Source organism: Burkholderia sp. F1 (genome assembly GCF_050813845.1).
Classification (GTDB): domain Bacteria; phylum Pseudomonadota; class Gammaproteobacteria; order Burkholderiales; family Burkholderiaceae; genus Burkholderia; species Burkholderia ubonensis.
The window spans coordinates 3,536,697-3,559,318 of record NZ_CP172422.1; the positions used below are offsets into that span (position 1 = coordinate 3,536,697).

At 65.4% G+C, this 22,622-nt stretch carries 25 protein-coding genes and 2 pseudogenes; 11 read left to right on the forward strand and 16 right to left on the reverse strand.

Annotated features, from left to right (window positions below; genetic code table 11):
• Positions 1-119 precede the first annotated feature (119 nt).
• From ACFIMZ_RS34475 to ACFIMZ_RS34530, 12 genes and pseudogenes are all read right to left on the reverse strand, one after another.
• Positions 120-698, reverse strand: coding sequence for a TerD family protein (locus tag ACFIMZ_RS34475; RefSeq protein WP_431823871.1), 579 nt, complete (start codon positions 696-698; stop codon positions 120-122).
• A gap of 42 nt (positions 699-740) precedes the next feature.
• The gene (locus tag ACFIMZ_RS34480; RefSeq protein WP_431823872.1) at positions 741-1,316 is read right to left on the reverse strand and encodes a TerD family protein; all 576 of its coding nucleotides are present in this window, start codon (positions 1,314-1,316) and stop codon (positions 741-743) included.
• Between the two features lie 125 nt (positions 1,317-1,441).
• Entirely contained in the window at positions 1,442-1,891 is a 450-nt protein-coding gene (locus tag ACFIMZ_RS34485; protein ID WP_431823873.1) for a tellurite resistance TerB family protein, read from the reverse strand.
• 49 nt (positions 1,892-1,940) lie between these two features.
• On the reverse strand, positions 1,941-3,125 hold the full coding sequence (locus ACFIMZ_RS34490) for a TerD family protein (protein ID WP_431823874.1): 1,185 nt from the start codon (positions 3,123-3,125) through the stop codon (positions 1,941-1,943).
• Positions 3,122-3,715 (reverse strand): TerD family protein, encoded by a 594-nt coding sequence (locus ACFIMZ_RS34495; RefSeq protein WP_431823875.1) that lies wholly within the window; start codon positions 3,713-3,715, stop codon positions 3,122-3,124. Before ACFIMZ_RS34495 ends, ACFIMZ_RS34490 begins: the two co-directional genes overlap by 4 nt.
• Positions 3,716-3,839: 124 nt before the next feature.
• Positions 3,840-4,787 carry an HpcH/HpaI aldolase/citrate lyase family protein gene (locus ACFIMZ_RS34500; RefSeq protein ID WP_431823876.1) on the reverse strand — a complete coding sequence of 316 codons (948 nt, stop codon included), beginning with the start codon at positions 4,785-4,787 and terminating at the stop codon, positions 3,840-3,842.
• Positions 4,784-5,881 carry a cysteine protease StiP domain-containing protein gene (locus ACFIMZ_RS34505; RefSeq protein ID WP_431823877.1) on the reverse strand — a complete coding sequence of 366 codons (1,098 nt, stop codon included), beginning with the start codon at positions 5,879-5,881 and terminating at the stop codon, positions 4,784-4,786. Before ACFIMZ_RS34505 ends, ACFIMZ_RS34500 begins: the two co-directional genes overlap by 4 nt.
• The gene (locus tag ACFIMZ_RS34510) at positions 5,874-6,632 is read right to left on the reverse strand and encodes a trehalose phosphatase (protein WP_431823878.1); all 759 of its coding nucleotides are present in this window, start codon (positions 6,630-6,632) and stop codon (positions 5,874-5,876) included. Before ACFIMZ_RS34510 ends, ACFIMZ_RS34505 begins: the two co-directional genes overlap by 8 nt.
• Positions 6,622-7,749, reverse strand: coding sequence for a phosphoribosyltransferase domain-containing protein (locus ACFIMZ_RS34515; protein WP_431823879.1), 1,128 nt, complete (start codon positions 7,747-7,749; stop codon positions 6,622-6,624). Before ACFIMZ_RS34515 ends, ACFIMZ_RS34510 begins: the two co-directional genes overlap by 11 nt.
• A gap of 70 nt (positions 7,750-7,819) precedes the next feature.
• Positions 7,820-8,981, reverse strand: a pseudogene (locus ACFIMZ_RS34520) (trypsin-like peptidase domain-containing protein).
• A 68-nt stretch (positions 8,982-9,049) separates the two neighbouring features.
• Positions 9,050-9,265, reverse strand: a pseudogene (locus ACFIMZ_RS34525) (transposase domain-containing protein); the annotation flags it as partial.
• A gap of 359 nt (positions 9,266-9,624) precedes the next feature.
• On the reverse strand, positions 9,625-10,242 hold the full coding sequence (locus ACFIMZ_RS34530) for an HAD family hydrolase (RefSeq protein WP_431823880.1): 618 nt from the start codon (positions 10,240-10,242) through the stop codon (positions 9,625-9,627).
• A 433-nt stretch (positions 10,243-10,675) separates the two neighbouring features.
• Between ACFIMZ_RS34530 and ACFIMZ_RS34535 the strand changes: the two genes are divergently transcribed.
• The 4 genes from ACFIMZ_RS34535 (at position 10,676) to ACFIMZ_RS34550 (ending at position 13,148) form a co-directional block, all read left to right on the forward strand.
• Positions 10,676-10,981 carry a hypothetical protein gene (locus ACFIMZ_RS34535; RefSeq protein WP_431823881.1) on the forward strand — a complete coding sequence of 102 codons (306 nt, stop codon included), beginning with the start codon at positions 10,676-10,678 and terminating at the stop codon, positions 10,979-10,981.
• Between the two features lie 262 nt (positions 10,982-11,243).
• Positions 11,244-11,948, forward strand: a complete 705-nt coding sequence (locus ACFIMZ_RS34540; protein WP_431823882.1) for a PadR family transcriptional regulator — start codon at positions 11,244-11,246, stop codon at positions 11,946-11,948.
• A 31-nt stretch (positions 11,949-11,979) separates the two neighbouring features.
• Positions 11,980-12,798 carry a siderophore-interacting protein gene (locus tag ACFIMZ_RS34545; RefSeq protein WP_431823883.1) on the forward strand — a complete coding sequence of 273 codons (819 nt, stop codon included), beginning with the start codon at positions 11,980-11,982 and terminating at the stop codon, positions 12,796-12,798.
• A gap of 131 nt (positions 12,799-12,929) precedes the next feature.
• Positions 12,930-13,148, forward strand: coding sequence for a hypothetical protein (locus ACFIMZ_RS34550; RefSeq protein ID WP_431823884.1), 219 nt, complete (start codon positions 12,930-12,932; stop codon positions 13,146-13,148).
• Between the two features lie 23 nt (positions 13,149-13,171).
• On the opposite strand, the gene ACFIMZ_RS34555 is transcribed toward ACFIMZ_RS34550, so the two are convergent.
• Positions 13,172-13,753 (reverse strand): undecaprenyl-diphosphatase, encoded by a 582-nt coding sequence (locus tag ACFIMZ_RS34555; RefSeq protein WP_431823885.1) that lies wholly within the window; start codon positions 13,751-13,753, stop codon positions 13,172-13,174.
• A 445-nt stretch (positions 13,754-14,198) separates the two neighbouring features.
• On the opposite strand from ACFIMZ_RS34555, the gene ACFIMZ_RS34560 reads away from it, so the two are divergent.
• The 4 genes from ACFIMZ_RS34560 (at position 14,199) to ACFIMZ_RS34575 (ending at position 17,515) form a co-directional block, all read left to right on the forward strand.
• Complete coding sequence (locus ACFIMZ_RS34560; RefSeq protein WP_431823886.1) at positions 14,199-14,939, forward strand: acetoacetate decarboxylase; 741 nt, start codon at positions 14,199-14,201, stop codon at positions 14,937-14,939.
• A gap of 49 nt (positions 14,940-14,988) precedes the next feature.
• Positions 14,989-15,774, forward strand: a complete 786-nt coding sequence (locus tag ACFIMZ_RS34565; RefSeq protein WP_059488351.1) for a 3-hydroxybutyrate dehydrogenase — start codon at positions 14,989-14,991, stop codon at positions 15,772-15,774.
• The gene (locus ACFIMZ_RS34570) at positions 15,771-16,988 is read left to right on the forward strand and encodes a patatin-like phospholipase family protein (protein ID WP_431823887.1); all 1,218 of its coding nucleotides are present in this window, start codon (positions 15,771-15,773) and stop codon (positions 16,986-16,988) included. Before ACFIMZ_RS34565 ends, ACFIMZ_RS34570 begins: the two co-directional genes overlap by 4 nt.
• A gap of 62 nt (positions 16,989-17,050) precedes the next feature.
• The gene (locus tag ACFIMZ_RS34575; RefSeq protein WP_431823888.1) at positions 17,051-17,515 is read left to right on the forward strand and encodes a signal peptide protein; all 465 of its coding nucleotides are present in this window, start codon (positions 17,051-17,053) and stop codon (positions 17,513-17,515) included.
• A gap of 56 nt (positions 17,516-17,571) precedes the next feature.
• Here ACFIMZ_RS34575 and ACFIMZ_RS34580 read toward each other — a convergent pair whose 3' ends face one another.
• The gene (locus ACFIMZ_RS34580; protein ID WP_431823889.1) at positions 17,572-18,495 is read right to left on the reverse strand and encodes a LysR substrate-binding domain-containing protein; all 924 of its coding nucleotides are present in this window, start codon (positions 18,493-18,495) and stop codon (positions 17,572-17,574) included.
• Positions 18,496-18,619: 124 nt separating this feature from the next.
• Here ACFIMZ_RS34580 and ACFIMZ_RS34585 point away from each other — a divergent pair, with 124 nt between their 5' ends.
• On the forward strand, positions 18,620-19,705 hold the full coding sequence (locus ACFIMZ_RS34585; RefSeq protein WP_431823890.1) for a tartrate dehydrogenase: 1,086 nt from the start codon (positions 18,620-18,622) through the stop codon (positions 19,703-19,705).
• 411 nt (positions 19,706-20,116) lie between these two features.
• Here the strand turns inward: ACFIMZ_RS34585 and ACFIMZ_RS34590 are convergent, their stop codons facing one another.
• Together ACFIMZ_RS34590 and ACFIMZ_RS34595 are read right to left on the reverse strand one after the other, a co-directional pair.
• On the reverse strand, positions 20,117-20,596 hold the full coding sequence (locus ACFIMZ_RS34590) for a DUF1348 family protein (RefSeq protein WP_431823891.1): 480 nt from the start codon (positions 20,594-20,596) through the stop codon (positions 20,117-20,119).
• 47 nt (positions 20,597-20,643) lie between these two features.
• Positions 20,644-21,258, reverse strand: coding sequence for a TetR/AcrR family transcriptional regulator (locus ACFIMZ_RS34595; RefSeq protein ID WP_431823892.1), 615 nt, complete (start codon positions 21,256-21,258; stop codon positions 20,644-20,646).
• A gap of 251 nt (positions 21,259-21,509) precedes the next feature.
• Here ACFIMZ_RS34595 and ACFIMZ_RS34600 point away from each other — a divergent pair, with 251 nt between their 5' ends.
• Together ACFIMZ_RS34600 and ACFIMZ_RS34605 are read left to right on the forward strand one after the other, a co-directional pair.
• Positions 21,510-22,148 (forward strand): GNAT family N-acetyltransferase, encoded by a 639-nt coding sequence (locus ACFIMZ_RS34600; protein ID WP_431823893.1) that lies wholly within the window; start codon positions 21,510-21,512, stop codon positions 22,146-22,148.
• Positions 22,145-22,591 (forward strand): hypothetical protein, encoded by a 447-nt coding sequence (locus ACFIMZ_RS34605; protein ID WP_431823894.1) that lies wholly within the window; start codon positions 22,145-22,147, stop codon positions 22,589-22,591. The genes ACFIMZ_RS34600 and ACFIMZ_RS34605 overlap by 4 nt, the downstream gene beginning before the upstream one ends.
• The last annotated feature ends 31 nt before the right edge of the window (positions 22,592-22,622 follow it).

Below are 22,622 nucleotides of genomic sequence, written 5' to 3' on the forward strand. Positions count from 1 at the left end.
AAACCAAAAGGGCCGAGTCCCGTGCAACACGGAACCCGGCCCAGCCAGCCCCGGCCGTCAAGACGGTCCGACTTTGCGGAGCCGGCTCGGACCACCGGGGCTTTCTCCATCAACGGTCGTTAGCCGATGTTCACGCCATGGGCTTCAGCCAGAGGCTTCAGACCGCCGGCGAAACCCTGGCCGATCGCCTTGAACTTGAACTCGTCGTTGTGACGGTACAGCTCGCCGAAGATCATCGCGGTCTCGGTGGACGCATCTTCGGACAGGTCGTAGCGGGCAATTTCCTTGCCATCTGCCTTGTTCACGACGCGGATGTAGGCGTTGGACACCTGGCCGAAGGACTGCTTGCGGCTTTCGGCGTCGTGGATGGTCACGGCGAAGACCAGCTTCTTCACGTCGGCCGCCAGGCCGGTCAGCTTGACGACGACTTGTTCGTCATCGCCTTCGCCCTGGCCGGAACGGTTGTCGCCGAGGTGCTCGACCGAGCCGTCGGCGGACTTCTTGTTGTTGTAGAAGATGAAGCCGGCATCGCTCAGGACCTTGCCGCTCTCGCCGGTGATGAAGACGGAGGCATCGAGGTCGAACTCGGTGCCGTCGGTGACGCGCGGGTCCCAGCCCAGGCCGACCAGCACTTCACTCAAGCCCGGGGCCTCTTTCGACAGGGAGACGTTACCGCCTTTGGACAGACTTACAGCCATGGTGAGATTCCTTGTTCAGTTGAATCGAGTTGCGTTGCGCGATCAGAAGCTCATGCCGTAGCCATTGGCCAGCGCGCGCAGGCCGCCGGCGTAGCCTTGGCCGACGGCGCGGAACTTCCACTCGTTGTTGTGGCGGTACAGCTCGGCGAAGATCATCGCGGTTTCGACCGAGGCGTCTTCGGCGAGGTCGTAGCGGACGATCTCGGCGCTGTTGGTCTCGTTGACGATGCGGATGAACGAGTTGCCGACCTGGCCGAAGTTCTGCTTGCGAGCGTCGGCGTCGTGGATGGTGACGGTGAAGGCGATCTTGTCGACGTCGGCCGGAACGCGGCTCAGGTCGACCTTGATCACCTCGTCGTCGCCGTCGCCCGCACCGGTGCGGTTGTCGCCGGTGTGCTCGACGGAGCCGTCGGGGCTCTTCAGCTGGTTGTAGAAGATGAAGTCGGCGTCGCCGCGGACCTTGCCGTTGGCGCCCAGCAGGAAGGCGCTGGCGTCCAGGTCGAACTCGGTGCCGTCCGTGGCGCGCGGGTCCCAGCCCAGGCCGACCAGGATCCTGGTCAGGCCAGGGGCCTCTTTGGACAGGGAGAGGTTGCCGCCTTTTTGAAGAGTCAGTGCCATGAGTACAGTTCCTTGTGGTTGCTACGGGTTACGGGTTTTCGGCCGATGCTTCGGCATGGCCGAGTGGGCGATCAGCGATGGGAAGTCAACGTGAGCAACGTGAGTCGACGCCACGTTTCTGTGCCTTAGAGCTCGAAATCTGCCGGGTTCAGGCCCAGTTCCAGGCAGATCAGGCGACAGGCAGCCTTCTCCTTGTCGTCGAAGTTGCCGTCCGAGCCGCCGACGGCAATGCACACCCGCACCAGCAGGCGAGCTTCGCCGTCCTTGCCCTTGATCTTGCTGATGGTCTTCAGCGCCTCGGCCTGGCCGATCTGAAAGTCGAATTCGAACTTCGCGCAGGCGTCGGTGAAGACCTTGATCACATCGGTCAGGTTGAAGACCTTGAGCTCCGGGGAGTTGTTGATGAAGCCGACCATCTTCATCTTCTCCTCGGACTGGATCACGCCGTCGGCCGCGGCGATAAGCGCGCAGCCATTGGCCACCGCTTCCATGAAGGTCCGGTTCTTGAACTTGGCGACTTCCGTCGTCAGGGTTTCGCGCGCTTTCGCCGCGTTGGTTTTCAGCCACTCGAGCATGGTTTCCTCCTCGTTGAGGCGAGGCCCCTCGGCCCCGCCAGACAGGTCGCTATTTGGAGCCGGCGCGCCAGCGCATCCCCCATCCGTAGGCACGGTCCATATCGTCATGCCCACGGTGGAAGTCGACCTGGCGGGTGACCTTGACGGCGCCGCCCGCGTTTTCAAGCAGCGCGATCGCGCACATGCCGTGGCGGCCGCCCTCCTCGTTCAGCCGCACCTCGATCTCGGGCTGGCCGGGCACGAAAACGGTCACCACGCCGTCGGTCGACTTCCAGTTGGGGGCGCCTTCGTAGATGAACGCGAAGACCAGGATCCGCTTGATCTCGCTCCACTGCTTGCCGTTGATGTGCAGCCATTCGCCGCCCGCGACGGAGCCGGTGCGGTCGTCACCCATGAGCTGGATGTAAGGCTCGTCATTCAGGTTGCCGAAGCAGTTGCCGAGTGCCTGGACTACGCCCTTGTAGCCGTCCTGCAGTTCGAACAGGCAGCCGACGTCGAGGTCGACGGAGCTGCTCTTGCCGAAGATGCCGCCCAGCAGACCACCGCCACTGCCGCTGCCGCGGTTCCAGTTCAGGTTCACCTTGATCTCGCCGAAGCCGGCTGCCGGCTTGTCCAGGCTGATGCTGGAGCGCGTCTTGTCCAGCGTGACCTTGCTCAGGCTGACCGTCGGTTTCGGCGGTGCCGGAGGAACGGGCGCCGGGGCCGGCGTCGGCGCGGATGCCGGCGCCGGAGCGGCAATATCGACACCGAAGTGCTTGGCCAGCGGCTCCAGGCCACCCGCGAAGCCTTGACCGACGCAGCGGAATTTCCAGGCGCCCTGGCGGAGATAGAACTCGCCGAGGATCAGCGCTGTCTCGTTCATGCCGCCAGTCGGGATCTGGGCTTCGATGCCACCGGTGACGGCCAGCGCCAGGGTCGACACGCGATCGAAGGAGGCTTTGTTCTCGTAGATGGTTGCGGTCAACGCAACCTTCTCGACCGCAGGGTCGAGACGGCCGAGGTCCAGCGTGAATTCGGCACGACCTGCGGCGCTGCCGGTCAGCTGGACAGCTCCGCCCAGGATGCTGGTCTGGCCGTAGAAGCACATGTCGCCGTCACCACGGACTTTGCCCGTGCTGGTCAGCGCGAATGCGGAGATGTCGATATCGGCGCCCGGGATCGGCGCGTAGTTGATGTCGACGCGAAGTGGGCCGGTGGCGACCGGCGCATTGCCGCCAGGAAGCAGCGTGGTCATGCACGCACCGCCTGAATGGCCAGGTTGACGAGGTCTTCGGCGGTGCGACCGTTGGTGGACTGGCCGATCGCCTTGAACTCCCAGCCGCTGCTCGCACGGCTCAGGCTGGCCATCACCACGCCGGTGTGGCGGCCTTTCTCGGCCAGGTTGAAGCGCGCGAGCTCCTTGTTGCTGGATTCGTTCAGGATGCGGCAGTACGCGTTCTCGACCTGATCGAAGGTCTGGCCGCGGAAGCTGTTCACGGTGAAGACCAGATGCGTCGCGCTGGCCGGCAGGCGCTGCAGGTCCACGTAGATGGTTTCGTCATCGCCATCGCCGTCGCCGGTCAGGTTGTCGCCGGAGTGTTCGATCGAGCCATCCTTCGATTCCAGCTGGCGGAACCAGACGACATCGATAGGCGCGTAGTCGCCATCCAGAACGATGCACGAAGCATCGAGGTCGATCGAGTCGCTACCGCCGCCCAGCATCCTGGAGAGGAAGCCGCTGGGCTTCACGGGGTCCCAGCCCAGGCCCAGGCTGACGTTGCTCAGGCCGGTACCGGCCGTCTTCTCCAGCGAAATGCTCTGATTCTTGCTCAGGGTGAGTGCCATGATTACGCTCCTTGTTGATCTTCGGTGTTCGGTCGGGGTTGAGAGGTCAAGGCGCTCCCCTGGCGCCCGATTTCTTGAACCGCGGGCGGGATCGCCGCCACCCAGGATGAAAATGTCGCCGGCATCAGTTGGCCTCCGCCAGGCGGAGGTTGGGCTCGCCGCCGCCGGCCTCGGCGGGCTTGACCCCAAGCCATTTGGCGCGCTCGAGGATGTTGGCTGCCCACTTGTGATGAGTGGCGGGTTCGCACATCGCGTCGTTGTGCTTGAACACGGCCTGCGCACCCTGATCGACGATCAGCCTGGCGGCGTTGAGATCCTCCAGGCTGACGCGAAGCGTGTCCTGGATGAAACCGATCTGGCGGGGGTGTATGGCTGTCTTGCCCACCAGGCCATGACAGATATCCAGCTCCAGTTCGGCTTTCAGGAGTTCCGGAGCGGCCAGCTGTTCGAACACCGGGGCGGTCAGCGAAAAACCTTGAGCGCCCATGACGCCAGCCAGCATGGGGATGACGTAACTCATCGGGGTGTCGTAGAGCGTCCTGGTCGGATTGCGGCGAAGCCCGAGGCACCCCATGAGGTCGTTGCCGCCGATCCGTAGCGCGATGATGCGTTCGTTCAGGCTGGCTTTCAGCGCCTGGCCCAGTTCGACCATTGCCCCCGGGTTGTAGACGTCGGCGGTCTCGAGCGTGGGCATGAGGAGCAGGTCCGGGTTGCTGACCGCTTTCTCCCAGAAGCCCAGGCGCTTCAAGGTCAGCTTCGGCACCACGAAACCGTCCACGTGCTTCATCAAGGGCCAGTCGTTCAGCACGGCCGCCATGCCCACATCGCGGGGCCGGACGAACACGAGCGGGCCTTCCGCAGGACGTCCGCCGCGGGCGTCGATCTGCGTGAGCAACGCCTGCAGGTTCGCCAGCGCGCGCTCGACATCGATCTCCGCCACGGCGTCTTCCAGGCAAACCACCAGCGAGCGAAGCTCGGGGAGCTTGCTGCCGAAGACCACTTCCAGAATGTCGCTGCGGGTGGCCGGCATGTACAGGGTCGCCCCGAGGGCGAACGGCGAAATGGCTTTCATCCGTTCACACTCCGGATGAGGGTCACTGCACGGTACGGGCCCAGGACCGAACCCGCTTCTTCGACGGTCACGCCGGCGCGCTCGGCGAGGTGCATCAGCAACTGCACGTCGCTGTCGCCGCGATCACGGACCAGGACGTGGTCAGGCACGCGGCGAAGGACGGCGCGCGTCGCCTCGGCGATGCCGGGCTTCACGCGGTTCATGTTGGCGATCTCGAAGCGCGCCGCGAGCGAATGCACCACGCTGTCTGCTTCCGCCTGAAGCGTCAGGCGCTGATCGGCAGTCCAGGGAGACGCCTGCGGCACCTCGCCTAATGCGCAGCGCGCGGTCTCGATCCGCTCGATGAAGTCGCGGGTGACGTCGTGCTCACGCAGGTGGTCGCACACCACACAGCCATGCAGACCGCCTTGCGCCGGCCAGATGGAACGCGATACCAGTCCGGATACGGTGGCGCCCAGAATGCCGGATGGAATCACCCAGTCCTCGGCCGACGCTGCCAGCCAGGCGCGGCCGCACGGGTCCGCCAGCACGACGAGGCGCGGCTCTTCCGGGAAGCGCTTGTCCGCGCCGAGCGTGCGCTCGAGTTCGCCGGAAATCGCGCCCTTGCCGGTCCAGCCATCCACGAAAACGATGTTCTCCGCACCGTGGAGACGGATGATCGCTTCGAGGGCAACCGTGTCTATGCCTCGGTCGCGGATGATGCTGACGCCGTAGTGGTGGGCATCGCGCCCCATCGCCACCAGTGCGCGGCGCAGCAGGACACCAAGCGGCAGTCCGGCGCGCACGAAGGAGACGAGCGCGATGCTCGGGCCGGCATAGGCGGCATTCAAGGCCAGCGCCAGCGACTGCACGTCAGTGGCCATGCGCTTGCCGTTCTGCGCCAGGGCACGCGCATAGAGGCGCTGGTGCAACTCGGTTGGCGCATGCTCCATGCTGATCATCTCGGAGTAGTGCTTGCGGTTCGTCTGGATCAGGCGCTCCTTCTCCCGAACGTCCGTCACTTGCATCTGCATGCGCTGCAGGAGGAAATGCACGTCGTCCGGCGCATAGCTGCCGCTGCCGACGGTCATGAGCGAGGCGAACGGATCACGCATGGATCAGGCCTTCCGCCAGCTTCGCCAACTGGCTCCGGACCGGTGTGGCCCACATGTGGCAGAGGCCCATGAAACCGAGGTCGGTGATGCTGTCGCCCAAGCCCAGCACCGGGCGTTCGCCGTTGAGCTCGCGGTCGCGGCGCAGCCATTCCAGAGCGGCCACGCGCTTGGCCAGCCCGTCGGGCAGGAAGGCCAGATTGTTGCCGTTGGCGTGGATGTGCATGCCATCCAGCAGCCCTCGGGCCTGAACTTCGGCAAGCACCCTGGCGAGCACTGCGTCGTCCGATTCGTTGTGCTTGGTCACCACGTAGTGGCACAGCCCTTCCTCCGCCACGACCCAGCCGCGGAGGGCGTAGCCAAGCTCGCGCCCGATCCGCAGCGTGGTTTCGCTCAGCGCCGGCAGGCGATCCTGGAAAGCCCGGAGCGCTTCCGCCATCCGGCCGTGCCAGTCCTGATCGAGCGTGCCGTCGGCGCGCAGGATCACGCCCCCGTGGGAGCAGATTGCGCCGTGCGTGAACGGCAGCTTCACGCGGCTGTAGGCCTCGACGCTGCGCGCGGTGACCGGAACGACGTCGGCGGAGGCCAGCAGCCAGTTGATGAAAGCCTGTTGCACCGGGGTCATGTAGCCGTTGGGCTGGCCGTGACCATCCACGGTTGCCGGAGTGCGCGGGATGCCTTCCGGCATCTTGCGTTCGGTCTGGAACAGTGTGTCGTCGAGATCGACGAGCACCAGCGGACGATTACTGCTCATCGACGATGACCTCCGCGCCCAGGGCCTCGACCAGCTCTGCGGGCAGCGCCTGCGCGGGGGTTTCGGTGCAGATCAGCACCCGGTCGAACTGGCCGGGCTTCACGTTGTAGAGGAAGTTCGGGATACCGAGGCCGTAGTTGTCCGAGAAGGAAAGCGCGTGCTCGATGGCGTGGCCCAGGGCGATGGGGGAGCGGGTGGTGGAGCTGAAGTGGACGTCCGCGCCGGCGCGCTTCAGGCGCTCCGCCAGCAGGAAGGGCCGCCACACGAATTCGCCGGTGCCGATCACGATGACCTTCTCGCCCGGCGCGACCTGAAGGTCCGGCGCGAGGGTGTCTTCCACGTTGCGCACGCCCAGGCGTCCCCAGTCGTTCCGAGGGGAGAGCCGCCATTCACCGACGGAGACCGCGCCCACGTCCGGCATGTCCGGCAGCGGCGCGGACGGGTCTTCATGGAACCGGTAAGACCCCTTCATGAGCGACACCGACGTGGCCGATTCGCCGATGGCTTTGCCGACGGCCCCTGCGGACCAGTCGGTCAGCACGCAGGTGACGACCCGCTCGATCGTCGTCAGGCCGGCATCCACCAGCGCGCGATGCAGGTTGACGAAGGTCTTGCCGGTGGACGCTTCATCGTCCACCAGCACCAGCGATCTGGCCTGGAGCATCATCTGCCGGACTTCGGGCTCGACCGGCATGTGGATCAGATGGGCGCTGGCGTGGCTATGCTCTTCCTCGAATCGAGCGAAGAGCTCGGTGCCGAGCGGATGGCGAGTGCTGACCAGGTAGACGGTATCGGAACGCGTTGCGCTGAATGCACGGTGCACGCCGGCACCGAGCCCGACAGCGGTTTCTGCCATGCCGATCACGAGCACCGGGCCGGGCAGGTCCGCCGGGATCTCTGCCGCCAGGCTCTCGAAGCTGGCGGACATGACGGACGGCCGAACCGGTATGTGCCGGCCCAGAACCTTGGACACGAACAGGAAGGCCCGCTTGGGGTTACGGCGCTCGGCGAAGCCGAACAGTGCGGACGGAGGCAGGACGGCGTCGTCGACTTTGACTTCGAGCAGTCCCCGCATCAGCTGTGCGCGGAGGGACACGGGTACGACATGGCTTTCCATAACTGCTTCCTAGCTGGGCGCGCGGTGGCGAACCTGACGCCGCTTCCTCGGGATTCAAGTCAACGTGCTTCTATGGATTCCGCGCCTCGATGCGCCATAGAAATTGCTGGGCCTCACGGGATATCTGGGCGGTGGTGAAGGTCTTGCCTGACGGGGTTCTGGAGGCGATCACGCCGCAGGCGTCCAGGAAGGCCAGCGCGAGGCCGGCCTTCACCGCGAAATTCATGTTCTGGGCATCCGGGACCGTCGAGGTGACCATCCCCACGACCGCACCGGACGTATCGAACAGCGGACTGCCGCTCGATCCGGGCTGGATCGGGGCCGTGAACTGCAGCAGGCTGGCGTCGTTGTGCAGGCCGAACAGCGCGGAGACGCCCCCCCTGAGTGACCTGCACGCCCCCGCCGGTCAGGCCGGCCAGCGGGAAGCCCATGGCGACCACCTGCTCGCCCAGGTCGCAGCCCGTGCCGTCCCTGAACGAGACTTGCTTGAAGACGGGCGCCCCCTGGACGCGCAGCAGCGCCAGGTCGTTCCGGCGGTCCACCACCACGGGCTCCGCGCGGTGTCGGCCCTCGAGGGAAGCGATGTGGATTTCCTGCATGTCCTCGATGACATGCGCACAGGTGAGGACGTGCGTCGCGCTGATGGCGAAGCCGGTGCCGCTGGCGGCGCGACACGAATCGGAGGAGCGTGGACGCCGATCAGGATGGGCGTCGTCGATGGCCAGCCCGATCCTGCGGCCGAGGGCGGAGAGTCCGTAGGCCGAGCCTTCGGCCAGCGCGCGGAACTTCCACTGCTGGTTACGGCAGTAGAACTCGCCGATGATGATCGCGGATTCGCCGTTCCCGGAGAGGTTCAGGCTGAACTCGATTTGGTCGTCGACCTGCAGGCGAAGGGAGCGGAGCTCGCTCACCGGGCCGACGGCCGAGAAGGTGTACACGACAACGAGTACACGGTCGGCGCCGGCCGGAAGTGCGGAAAGGTTCAGTCGGCAGCCGATTCTCTCCTGGCTGCCGCTCCACGCCATCCAGCCTCGTTCGACCTGGAACAAGGCCGGATCCCCCTTGGGCTGACGCTTGTCGTCAACCGGGAGCAGAGCGACTGCAGCATATTCCCCGAAGGCCGAGGTGTTCGCGCATTCCAGCGTCCAGGAGCATTGAGGTGCCCCTAAAGCGGTGTTTGCGCCAGGCGCCAGCACCATCATTCCTGCTTCGCTCCTTGAGTCCGAACCCATACAGAAACAATACAGAATCTATTCAACATTCATACGAATACGGGCGCCATGGTATCAAACTTAAGGCTTTATGTAAGGAAGACGCGTGGCGAACCCGTCTCGACGGTTCGGGCGACATGGCGGGGCCGGTCTGCTGCCGGCGAAGAGGCAGCAATGCCGCTGGCCCTGCGGGTCGGCAGTCGTGTGAGGATGTCCTTCAGATACGCGTTCGGGTCGTGCCCGTGGCGTTGCGCAGAGCGCGTCGGGCTCGTGATGGCGGTTGCGCGTTGCCCTGCTCGCAACGCCCTCTTTGCCGGTTCCGACAGCGGAGGTGTAAGCGTGTGGCCAGTAGCGCTTCGACAGCGTCGGCCGTTATGCCGACGTAGCGTGATCCGGGGTGCGTGCGAGCACTGACGCTACCCCAGGCATTCGTCCCGTCCGGCAACACGACAGGCACCGCCGTCTCACGAAGCTCGGGTCATGAGGCGACGGTGCACGTGCCGTTGCGTGTCGTTGGTCGAAGCCTTGGCGGGTGTCTCGGGTTGTCAGCAATAGCGGAATCGGCATCGGCGCAGTTGCAGTTCACGACCCGTTGCCTGCAACGACTCGATGCCCATTCCGGGGATGCTATTGAAGCGTGCGCTGACTGCCGGCTCGGGCCATTTCATTCTGGCTCGCGAAATCCTGGTGCATGGTCGGTCAGGTTGCGCAGCGTCATGATGGTCGGCACTGGCCGGTCAAACACACCCTTGCGATCCAAATGCAATGCACGGATGCCGGATTTTCGCGCGCCTTCGTAGTCTGCGTCGAAAGTATCGCCAACCATCACGACCTCTTCGGGCGACAAATCGAGCATTTCCAATGCCGCGGTGAATATTGCCGAATCCGGCTTCAAAGAGCCAACCGAAAACGACCATGCATAGGCGTCAAAGTCGAACGGCAATAATCGTAGTAGCGGCTCTGCATAAGGCTGAGCCAGGTTAGAAACAACACCGAGCCGAAGGCCATTGGCACGCAGGTGCTCGAGCACTTCGGGAACTTCCTCGAACAGTTCGATACTGGCTAGTTCGGCAGCCAGATCGTCTTCCAGCACATCAAGATCCAGACCATCCGCGTCAAATTCGCGTGCGGCTTCACGCAGATCGAACGGTCGCGTCATGACGAGATCGCGCGCGCGCTGGAGATCCGAGCTCGCATGGACCAGCTTCGCAAACGGCCGCCGCTTGTCGCGAATATCGCAAAGCGTGCCGTATGCATCGAACAGAATACCCTTGATGCCCACTCGGTTTTCCCCCACGGTGATTGACCTGCCTCCGCTCTTGCACCACTCCGACAAAAAGTTCAGGCGCTCATTTCGGGATTCTCTTGGCGCGCACTCCGCGCGAGTACGGCAAGGAATGAGGCTTCAACGTTTTCAAATCAGATACGGAACTCTGTGAACAAGAGAAGACAGGCATAAACGGTTAATGTATCAGCCATAGCCCTTCTTGGTGAGGAGATTCACTAAGCAATTGCTGCAGTCAGTGGGCAGCGCCGAGGCAATACGAAAAAAAGCGCGGCGTAATCTGTCATGACCTTGGCTGCCTGCGCCGCGCATACGAACGGATCGGCCAGTTCGTGAGTTCGCCAGGTTCGAAGCCTTTCGCGCAGGCTTTCTCCCCGATCGGGCCATCATTGAACAGGAGTATCAAAAGCTCCTCCGATTGCACGGGCTCATGATCCAGCCCGATATCATCATTCACGAACCTTTTGATCCGAGCCGGCACCGCTCCCCCGACGAAGGGAACCTCGCAGTCATGGAGCTGAAACGAACAGCGACACCTAAAAGCGCTGCGGCAGACATGGAAAGCCTGGTGCAAATGATTGAAATCCTTGGATATCCGCTGGCTGTCTTTATCAACCTTGAGTCCGAGGACACCCAGGCCAATGCGGTACCGGCAGCATGGCGGAATCGAATTGTCTGCTTTGCCGTAAGCCTGCGCGATGGGAAGGCTCATGTGATCCGATCCGAAGCTCTCTGAGTGTGAGTGGCCGAGCGCCGAACGACCGCGTAACGCGACAACGTTGGCCGGCCATGCCCTACGGTCAGGAAACAGCCTTACGACTCATAGCGTATTCCTATCAATTTTCACATTCAATATGTGAGAAATGGCTCACAATCATTGAGAACCTACAAACGCCTCGAAGCACCGCAGCCCCCATCCAACCCCAAATACTCAGCATTGACTTCCTATCTTTCGATATATATCTTTAGATATGTTTTTCGACATATAGGACTCGATCATGCGACACAGCCACTTCCGCGGCCATGCCCGTTGCGACGGGTACGGTGCGCATTCCGCTCCCGCGTGGTTCACCGGTTTCTGGCATGCGATCGGCCGCCATCGGCGCGGCCGCGATCCGTTCGGCGGCGGGCCCTTTGGCGGCGGCCCCGGCGGTTTCGGGGGATTCGGCGGCGACGATGCGATGCCGCGCGGCCGCCAGTTCAGCGCCGACGACCTGCAACTGATGCTGCTGGCGCTCCTCGCCGACCAGCCGAGCCACGGCTACGAGCTGATCAAGGCGCTCGACACGCGCTCGAACGGCTTCTACAGCCCGAGCCCCGGCATGGTCTACCCGGCGCTGACCTACCTGGAGGAAGTCGGCTTCGTCGCATCGCAGGCGGAGGGCAACCGCAAGCGCTACGCGCTCACCGACGCCGGCCGCGCGCACCTCGACGCGCAGCACGAACGCGTCGACATGCTGTTCGCACGCCTCACCCACCTCGCACGAAAGATGGAATTCATGCGCCGCGCGTTCGCCGGCGAAACGGCCGGCGAAACGGCGGACGAGTCGCACGGCGGCTGGCTGCCGGAATTCGTTGAAGCGCGCGTTGCGCTGAAGCACGCGCTGCTGCACAAGAGCGGCGCGTCCACCGACGAGCAGCGCCGCATCGCCGCGATCCTGCGGCGCGCGACCGCCGAAATCGAAGGCCGCACCGGCGAGTAAGCCGCATTGTCTCAGCAAGGAGTGCAGATTGATGCAACACAACCCCGACCTCACCGTGACGCGCGTGCGTCACCCCCTCAAGTTCCGCATGCTGCAGGTCGCGCGCATTCACGCGGTGACGCCGCACCTGCTGCGCGTCACGCTGAGCGGCCCCGATCTCGCGGATTTCGAATCGGCGTCGTTCGACGATCACGTGAAGGTGTTCCTGCCGCCGCCCGGCGCCGAACGCCCCGCGCTGCCGTCCCTGGGGCCGGACGGCCCCGTGTTCCCCGACGGCGAGCCGAAGCCCGTCGCGCGCGACTTCACGCCGCGGCGCTTCGATCGTACGAAGTGCGAACTGGATCTGGAATTCGTGCTGAACCACCCGGGCCCGGCGTCGCAGTGGGCCGCGCAGGCGCGCGTCGGCCTGTGGCTCGGCATCGGCGGCCCGCGCGGTTCGTTCGTCGTGCCGACTGGTTTCGACTGGCATCTGCTGATCGGCGACGACACCGCGCTGCCGGCCGTCGCCCGACGCCTGGAAGAGCTGCCCGCGGGCTCGCGCGCGGCGATCGTGCTGGAAGTCGCGGACCGCCGCGCGCAAATCGCGTTCGACACGCGCGCGGAAGTGCATGAGATCTGGCGTTTCCGCGACGACGCGCAGGCCGGCGGCGGCGACGCGCTGCTGGACGCCGTCCGCGACCTGCCGCTGCCGACCGGCGACGGCTACGTGTGGGCGGCCGGCGAAGCGCTCGCGATGCGCGCGGTGCGGCAGCATCTGACCGGCGAGCGGGGCGTCGACAAGGCGCGGATTCGTGCGGCGGCTTACTGGAAGCGCGGCGCGAGCGCGGTGCACGAATCGCTGGACGACTGACGCATTCGGACTCCCGACATCGGGGTTCCGGCGCGCGGACGGCCTGGCATTGGCGCGACGGCTGGTATATACCTACGTCTGCGACGCCGCCGCCAGGCAGTCGACGCTGTCCGCACCAGGAGCGCCCGGTCATGACAAACGAAAGCCACGCTGCGCCTTTCCTTCGCCACCTGAAGATCGCCGGCTATTGCGGCCTCGCGGCCGTCGCGCTTGCGCTGTTCGTCGCGATGTGCGCGATCCTCAACGAAAGCGCGCTCGAGCGCGACGCCGCGCAGCAGCCGGCAGACACGGCCGAACTGCACGACAGCGCCGCCCCGGCGGCGGCCGAATCGGCGAGAACGCCAGGCTGACCGCCCCGGTCCGATCCTTCCCGTTACGGCGCGTGCAGACGCCCCATCACGACCGCATGCACCGACTCGCCGATGCGCTCGAGCATCGCCGTGACGGGCCGCGCATACAGGTGCGCGGCCAGCGCGCCGGCGGTGCCGACCAGCACGCCGCCCGCCATGTCGAACGGCCAATGGACGCCGGCATAGATCCGCCCCCACGCGATTGCGGCGGCCACCGCCGCCATCACGAGGCCCGTCACGCGCGTCGCGCCGCCGAGCAGCATGCCGACCGCCACGCTCCAGACGAACGTCATGTGATCGCTCGGAAACGAGCCGTCCGGCGCATGCGGGATCAACTGCGTGCCGACGCCGGCCATGAACGGCCGCGGCGAGAACCAGAAATGCGACAGCACCTGCGCAAGCGCGAGCGCCACGCACGCGCCGACACCGGCTTCGATGGCCTGGCGCCGCGTCGTGCGCACGCCGAACAGCCAGGTCAGCAGCAACATCGCCGGAATCGCATAGACGAGCCAGTCGGCGGCGAAGATCGCGAGCTTCGCAACACCCGGTTGCGGCGCCGCGCCTGCGTTGATCGCGGAAAAAAGGGTGAGATTGAGGTTCTGCATGTATCGGAATACGTGGGGCGGGAATGCGCGACCGGCCATCCGGTCACGCCCGATGCTAAAAGCGGCTCGCTTAAGCAATGCTTAACGACGTCCGGCACCGCGACGGGCGATGCCCGGCCATCCGGCCGCAAGGACGCTCTTAGAACGTGCTTTGCAACACAAGTTCACACTGTTGCAATATTTCGCGCGGAGCGTTTCCCGTAAAGCCTCACCTTGCACCCCGAAAAGGCTCACCTTCGGTCACATCGCGGCGTCATCGACACCTGCGACGATCGGTGTGCTGAGCGCCCATCGGGCCATTGGCGCCGTTCGCATCAACATTTGCGTAGTCAATTCATCGATTCCTGCAACAATTTATTCCAGTTGCGGCGTCGCACAACGACGGCGCGCAGGCATACGATTACGTGCACTCATCAACGAAGCCGATCAACAACAAGGAGTCCGCATGAAACCCAGCGATGTCCGATCGAAAGCGTTTGCGATGCCGTTGACCAGCCCTGCGTTCCCGATGGGCCCTTACCGTTTCGTCGATCGTGAGTTTCTGATCATCACGTATCGCACCGATCCGGATCGTCTGCGCGAAATCGTGCCCGAACCCCTGCAGGTCACCGAGCCGCTCGTGCATTACGAATTCATTCGCATGGCCGACTCCACCGGCTTCGGCGACTACACCGAAAGCGGCCAGGTGATCCCCGTCGAATACGACGGCCAGCCGGGCAGCTATACGCTCGCGATGTACCTCGACGACCATCCGCCGATCGCCGGCGGCCGCGAGCTGTGGGGCTTCCCGAAGAAGCTCGCGTCGCCCACGCTGCAAGTGAACACCGATCACATCCTCGGCACGCTCGACTACGGCAAGGTGCGCGTCGCGACCGGCACGATGGGCTACAAGCACCGCGAGCTCGACATCGCCGAGCAGGCCAGGCGCCTTGCCAGCCCCAATTTCCTGCTGAAGATCATTCCTCATGTCGACGGCTCGGCGCGCGTCTGCGAACTGGTGCGCTACTACATGAAGGATATCCAGATGAAAGGCGCATGGACCGGCCCGGCCTCGCTCGAGCTGTCGCCGCATGCGCTCGCGCCGGTCGCCGACCTGCCGGTGCTCGAGATCGTCGAGGCCCGGCATATCGTCGCCGATCTGACGCTCGGGCTCGGCGAAGTCGTCTACGATTACCTCGCGCAGTAACGCCCCCGTCCTTTCCACCTTTTGCACCCTTGATTACGGAAACCCGAACATGAGCAATCTGAATGGCAAGACCGCAGTCGTCACCGGCGCCGCAAGCGGCATCGGCAAGGAAATCGCGCTGGAGCTGGCGAAGGCGGGCGCGGCAGTGGCGATCGCCGACCTGAACCAGGACGGCGCAAACGCCGTGGCCGAGGAAATCAAGCAGGCGGGCGGCAAGGCGATCGGCGTCGCGATGGACGTGACCAACGAGGACGCCGTCAACAGCGGCATCGACAAGGTGGCCGAAACATTCGGCTCGATCGACATCCTCGTGTCGAATGCGGGCATCCAGATCGTCAACCCGATCGAGAACTACTCGTTCGCCGACTGGAAGAAGATGCAGGCGATCCACGTCGACGGCGCGTTCCTGACCACCAAGGCGGCGCTCAAGCACATGTACAAGGACGATCGCGGCGGCGTCGTGATCTACATGGGCTCGGTGCACTCGCACGAGGCGTCGCCGCTGAAGTCGGCCTACGTGACCGCGAAGCACGGGCTGCTGGGGCTTGCGCGGGTGCTGGCGAAGGAAGGCGCGAAGCACAACGTGCGCTCGCACGTCGTGTGTCCGGGCTTCGTGCGCACGCCGCTTGTCGACAAGCAGATTCCGGAGCAAGCGAAGGAGCTCGGGATCAGCGAAGACGAAGTGGTGAAGAAGGTGATGCTCGGCAACACGGTCGACGGCGTGTTCACGACGGTGCAGGACGTCGCGCAGACAGTGCTGTTCCTGTCGGCATTCCCGAGCGCCGCGCTGACCGGCCAGTCGTTCATCGTCAGCCACGGCTGGTTCATGCAATGAAGCCGCACGCCCGCACCGAAAGGCAGGCCGTCGATGCGGCGGACCTGCATCACGAGGCCGGCGCGCCGGTCGCCGCCCGCACGCTTCCCTACGAGACGATCGCACTCGTGCTGCAGGGCGGCGGCGCGCTCGGCGCCTATCAGGCCGGCGTGTTCGAAGGCTTGCACGAAGCGGGCATTCCGCTCGACTGGATCGCGGGCATCTCGATCGGCGCGCTCAACACCGCGCTGATCGCGGGCAATGCGCCCGAGCATCGCGTCGAGCGGCTGCGTCAGTTCTGGGAAACGATCTGCCAGCCGGCGTTCTTTCCGGCGGTCCCGGCAGTATTCGAGTTCGCGCTGTTCAACAGCATCGATCAGATCCGCACGTTCTTCACCGCGTCGCAGGCCGCGAGCGCGATGATGCAGGGCCAGCAGGGCTTCTTCGTGCCGCGCTTCCCGCCGCCGCTGCCGGGCGTGTCCGATCATCCGGACAAGGTCAGCTGGTACGACACGTCCGCGCTGCGCTCGACGCTGCTCAAGCTGTGCGATTTCGACCGCATCAACTCGGGCGAGACTCGCGTGTCGGTCGGCGCGGTCAACGTCGGCACCGGCAACTTCGTCTACTTCGACAACGCGCGCATCCGCCTCGAGCCGGAGCACTTCATGGCGTCCGGCGCGCTGCCGCCCGCGTTCCCGCCGGTCGAGATCGAAGGCGAGTACTACTGGGACGGCGGCGTCGTGTCGAACACGCCGCTGATGGAAGTGCTGCGCGCGCGCCCGCGCCGCGACACGCTCGCGTTCCAGGTCGACCTGTGGAGCGCGCGCGGGCCGCTGCCGCGCTCGATGGCCGACGTTACCGAGCGCACGAAGGACGTCCAGTACTCGAGCCGCACGCGTTTCGTCACCGATACGCTGCAGCGCGAACAGCGCTATCGCAACGTGATGCGCCAGGTGCTCGACAGGGTGCCGGAAGAGCAGCGCAAGACCGATCCGTGGTGCATCGAGGCGGAAGCGATGTCGTGCGGGAAGAAGTACAACATCCAGCACCTGATCTATCAGCAGAAGGCGTACGAGCATCACTACAAGGACTACCAGTTCGGTCTGTCGACGATGCGCGACCACTGGGCCGCGGGTCTCGACGACATCCGCAAGACGCTCGCCGTCAAGGACGGCCTCGCGTTGCCCGTCAACGACGCGGGCTTCGTCACGCACGACATTCACCGCAAGCGGTGACGTCGTGCCCGGGCGGACCGGCGCGCTGCCTGCGCCGGTCCGTTCCTCTTTCCGAATCCGACATGCCGATTTTCATTGCCCTGTTCGCGCTCATCGCTCTCGCGTGGGGCGCGGTTCATACTTTTCACGTGATCGCCGCGCAGTTCGGCGAGCCGGTCGCGGTGGCCGCCGCGGTGCTTGCCGCCGCGCTGCTAATGGCGCTGGTCGCGTGGTGGATCAAGCGCCGCCGCGACATCGCGCCGAATACGAAGGAAGAAGGCTGGACCCACATCGTGCATCGCGCGTGGGGCGAACTGCGCGTGTCCGCGACGCAAGGGTTGCTGTGGCTGTCGCACGATGGCGCGGACGGCCGTTATACGCTGTCGCAGCTCGACGGCTGCCAGGCCGCGCCGATCGGCGGGCGCTGGCATCTCGTCGTCCGGGTCCGCGATGCCGCGCGCGGCGAATGGAAGCTGCCGATGATGGACAAGCGCGACGCGCAGCGCTGGGCGCGCGTGCTCATGCTGGCGAAGGACAACCGGCTGTGACCCGGTGCCGGCCGGCACTGAATCACGATCCCGCAAAAGCTCACCTTTGGCACGCATCATGCGATGCCGTCGCTCGCCGTGTCGTTCAGATGCGCAAACTCATCCGTGAGAAAGTCGACGCATACGCGCACTTTCGCGGATGTCGCGACCCGTTCCGGATAGACGGCCCACACGTTCGCGGGCTGGGTCGCGTCCGGCACCACGCGACATAGCGCGCCGCGCGCGATCAGCGGCCCCGCTTCCCAGATCGACCGCAGCACGATCCCGCGCCCTGCGAGCGCCCATTGCACGGCAACTTCGCCATGATTCGTCGACAGCGCGCCGCCGACCTTCACGGTCTGTGTCTCGCCGCGCACGTTCATGCGCCACACGCCGAGCGGATGATCGCGCTCCTTGATCGCGAGGCATTCGTGCGACGAAAGATCCGCGAGCGTGCGCGGCGTGCCGCGCCGCGCGAGATAGGCGGGCGACGCGCACAGCACGCGATAGTTCGACGCGAGCCGGCGCGCGATCAGGTGATCGGCGATCTCGTCGCCGATCCGGATGTCGAGGTCGAACCCTTCGCCCGCGACGTCGACGAGCCGGTCGAACAGATCGAGCCGCACGTTCAGTTGCGGATAGCGTTCGGTAAACGCGAGCAGCGCCGGCGCGACGACGTGCCGGCCGAAGCCGAAGCTGCTCGAAATGCGCAGCGTGCCGCGCGGCACCGTGCGCGTGGTCGACACGTCCTCGACGAGATGATCGACGTCGTCGAGAATCTTCTCGGCGCGCGCGAGCACGCGCTCGCCGGCTTCCGTCACCGCGACGCGGCGCGTCGAGCGGTGCAGCAGCCGCGTGCCGAGCTGCGCCTCCAGTTGCGCAATGCGCTTGCTGACATATGCGGGCGACACGCCGAGCTGCTCGGCCGCCGCACTGAAGCTCGTCAGGCGGACGACGACGCTGAACACGCGCAGGTCGTCGAGGTTCGGCGATTTGTTCACGATTCGTGGAAAGTCGGTTAACCTTTTCAGCGATTTTAATCAGGGCGGAAATAAATAAAATAACGTCGTCTGCCGCTGCGCGCGTTGTCCGCGGCGGCCCGAATCGATCTGGAGGAGCATTCGCATGAGCGACAGGATTTACAAAATCGCCGTCATCCCCGGCGACGGCATCGGCCGTGAAGTGATGCCCGAAGGCTTGCGCGCGCTCGACGCGGTGACGGCCCGCTTCGGCATCCGCTTCGACTTCACGCACATCGAATGGGCGAGCTGCGACTACTACGCGCAGCATGGCCGGATGATGCCCGAGGACTGGAAAGCGCAGCTGTCGGGCATGGACGCGATCCTGTTCGGCGCGGTCGGCTGGCCCGCGACGGTGCCGGACCACATCTCGCTGTGGGGTTCGCTGCTGAAGTTCCGCCGCGAGTTCGACCAGTACATCAACCTGCGTCCCGCACGCCTGTTCGACGGCGTGCCGTCGCCGCTCGCCGGCCGCCGCGCCGGCGACATCGACTTCATGATCGTGCGCGAGAACACCGAAGGCGAATACTCGTCGGTCGGCGGCACGATGTTCGAAGGCACCGACCGCGAGGTGGTCGTGCAGCAATCGATCTTCACGCGGCACGGCACCGAGCGCGTGCTGAAGTTCGCGTTCGAGCTCGCGCAGCGTCGCGCGAAGCGCCTCACCGTCGCGACGAAGAGCAACGGCATTGCGATCAGCATGCCGTGGTGGGACGCGCGCGCGGCCGAGATCGCCGAACGCTATCCGGACATCGTCTGGGACAAGCAGCACATCGACATCCTGTGCGCGCGCTTCGTGCTGCAGCCGGACCGCTTCGACGTCGTCGTCGCATCGAACCTGTTCGGCGACATCCTGTCGGATCTCGGCCCCGCATGCACCGGCACGATCGGCATCGCGCCGTCCGCGAACCTCAACCCCGAGCGCACATTTCCGTCGCTGTTCGAGCCCGTGCACGGTTCGGCGCCCGACATCGCGGGGCAATACGTCGCGAACCCGATCGCGATGATCTGGTCGGCCGCGATGATGCTCGACTTCCTCGGCAACGGCGCCGGCCGCGAGCGCGATGCGCACGACGCGATCGTCGCCGCGATCGAGGACGTGCTGCGCACGGGGCCGCATACGCGCGATCTCGCGGGCAGCGCCGGCACGCAGGAAGTGGGCGAAGCGATCGCTGCGCGGATTGCGGGATGACGGGCGATGGGCTGGGCGACGCTCGCCGTATGCAACAGAGGTGAGGTGATCGGCACGACGTGTCGCACGCTTGGCGCGACCACGTGCCGATCTCGCACACGGGTGAGAAGCACGGCGGATCGACGCGCACCGACTTGTGCATCCGTACGACCGGAATGCGGCCTGCGGTGAGAAACACGGCATGCCGATACGCACCACCATGCGCTTCGGCAGCGTCACGTCGCGTATTCGCACTGGACGCGATCGGTGAGCAGCACGTCATGTCGATGCGTCACCGAAGCGACTGATGCGACGGCGTTTTCACCTGCTCCCGCAAACGCTCACCTTGAACGAACCAGCCCCCGTATTTCCTCACCAATCGATCGACACGGCGGCGTTCGCAGAGCCGCCGCGTCCGTCCGTGCGACGCGCTTACAGACCGAGATCGGACAAGCCCGGATGATCGTCCGGACGGCGGCCGAGCGGCCAGTGAAAGAGCCGGTCCGCTTCGCGGATCGGCATGTCGTTGATGCTCGCGTGGCGATGCGCCATCAGGCCGTTGTCGTCGAACTCCCAGTTTTCGTTGCCGTACGAGCGGAACCAGTTGCCGGCATCGTCATGCCATTCATACGCGAACCGCACCGCGATGCGGTTGCCCTCGAACGCCCACAACTCCTTGATCAGCCGGTAGTCGAGCTCGCGCGCCCATTTCCGCTGCAACAGTCCGACGATGGCGTCGCGGCCGGTCACGAACTCCGCGCGGTTGCGCCAGCGGCTCTGCGGCGTATAAGCGAGCGACACGCGGTGCGGATCGCGGGTGTTCCACCCGTCCTCGGCGGCGCGGACCTTCTGTCGCGCCGTCTCCAGCGAAAAGGGCGGAACGGGCGGGCGGACTTCGGCTGATTCAGACATCGTTTTCTCCAGTCAGGGTTCGGCCGCGCAAAGCCGCGGCCAGCTTGCTACCTCGACGGCCGCGACACGGCGTCGAGCAACAGTTCGGCAGTGGCGCGCGCGTCCCGGGCGGCCGTCGCGTCGCCGCTCACGAGCGCAACGCCGATCGCGCCGTCGATCAGCACGAGCCACTGGCGCGCGACGCGCGCGAGCGTGCGGCGCTCGATCCCCGCGTCATCGGCCAGCGCGTCGAGCCGTTCGCGCACGAACGCCAGCAGTCTCGCCTTGTGCGCCCGCGCGACGATCCGCACCGGATCGTCGGCGTCCTCGATCTCGCCCGACGCGTTCAGGAACGCGCATCCGTGAAAATCGGGCTGCAAGAACCAGTCGCGCAATACGTCGAACATGCCGAGCAGCTGCGTGCGCGGCGTCTTGCCGCGCGCGCGCGTCGCATCGACGAACCAGCGCATCCAGCGTTCGTCGCGGCGTTCGAGCGCCGCAACGACCAGCGCCTCCTTCGATTCGAAGTGCGAATAAAAGCTCTTGCGCGCCGCGCCCGACCGCTTCACGATCGCGTCGACGCCGGTTGCATGGATGCCGCCCGAATAGATCAGCGCCTCGGCCGCATCGAGCAGACGGTCGCGCGCGCCCGGTTCCCCGGGCTGAGGTTCGTATGAGGTCATGGTCGGTCAAACGGATCGGTCAGGGTTCGAGTTGATGCGTTTACTGTAGAACGATCATTCTCCCTCGTCAAGCAGAATGCAGAACGATCGTTCTACCATAACCGATGTTTCGATCGCCGCCGGACGCGTTGGCGTATGCGTGCCGCGGCGGAATGCGTCGATGTCGGTCCGCAATCTTTACGACATTTTTTCTTGATGCCGGCATTCGCGACTCACTACACTGCGTGCACCTTGTTGGGCCTGAGGATGTCATGCCGCATTCCGAACCCGCACGTCGCTCTCGTACCTATGCCGCTTACGCGAAGCAGCTCGACGAGCGCGTCGTGCTGAGACGTTTCGATCCGCGCATCGACTCGTATGAGTCGCTGGCCGCGCTGCTGCAGCGTGCGTTCGCGCCCCTCGGCGCGCTGGGCTTCCCATACCCGGCCGCAGACCGTTCCGCCGCCGGGACGCGCGAGCGTGCGCGCGCCGGCGAGTGCTTCGTCGCGCTCAGCAAAGGTCATCTGGTCGCGACGCTGACGATGCGCGTGTCCGATCCCGATTCGCCGTGCGATCCGTATCGCAGCCGCCGGGTCGCGACGATCCGCGAGCTTGCGGTCGATCCGGTCTGGCAGGCGCGCGGCATCGGCCGGTCGCTGCTCGCGTTCGCCGAACAGTGGAGCGCGTCGCACCGAGCCAGCCATCTCGCGCTCGATGTGCCGCAAGAGGCCGGCCGGCTCGTCGCGTTCTGCGTCGGCGAAGGCTTCCGGCCGATCGACGTCATGCGCTTCGCGGGCCGCGGCTATGACAGCGCCGTTCTCTGCAAGCCGATCGGCGCGACGAACCGCGTCGCCGCGATGCAAGACGCCATCGCGATCCGGCCCGTTCGCCGGCAAGCGGCTTCGTCATGAAGCGCGACCCGCTCCCGGGCCGCGACTCGTCCGGCCCGCCCATCCCATCCGTCCCGCCGGACGAAGCCGCGCGGCTCGCGCTGCGCAACGCGCGCCTTCGCGCCGCGATCCGGTTGCGCGGCCTCGCAAAGCTGGCGCTCGTCACGATTGCCGTCGCGCACCTGCTGACGCTCGCGTTCGAACTCGCGCTCGTCTCGGCGGGGTTCGCGCCGGAAGCCGCGACGCTGCTGCTGTTCCGCTTCATATCGTGCGCGCTCGTCAGCTACTGGCTGCAGGCCGACGCGCTACGCGCGTACCGCCATGCGCTCGAACACGGCTTCATCGCGTTCGGCGGTCCCGACGAAGAGCCGGTCCGCGTCGCGCCGCGCTGTCCGAGGCGCTGGCTCGTGCTCCTCAACCTGCAGCTCGATCCGCAGTGGATCGAGAACAAGCCGCTCCGATAGCGGTACGCGCCGCGTCATGCATGCGATGAAA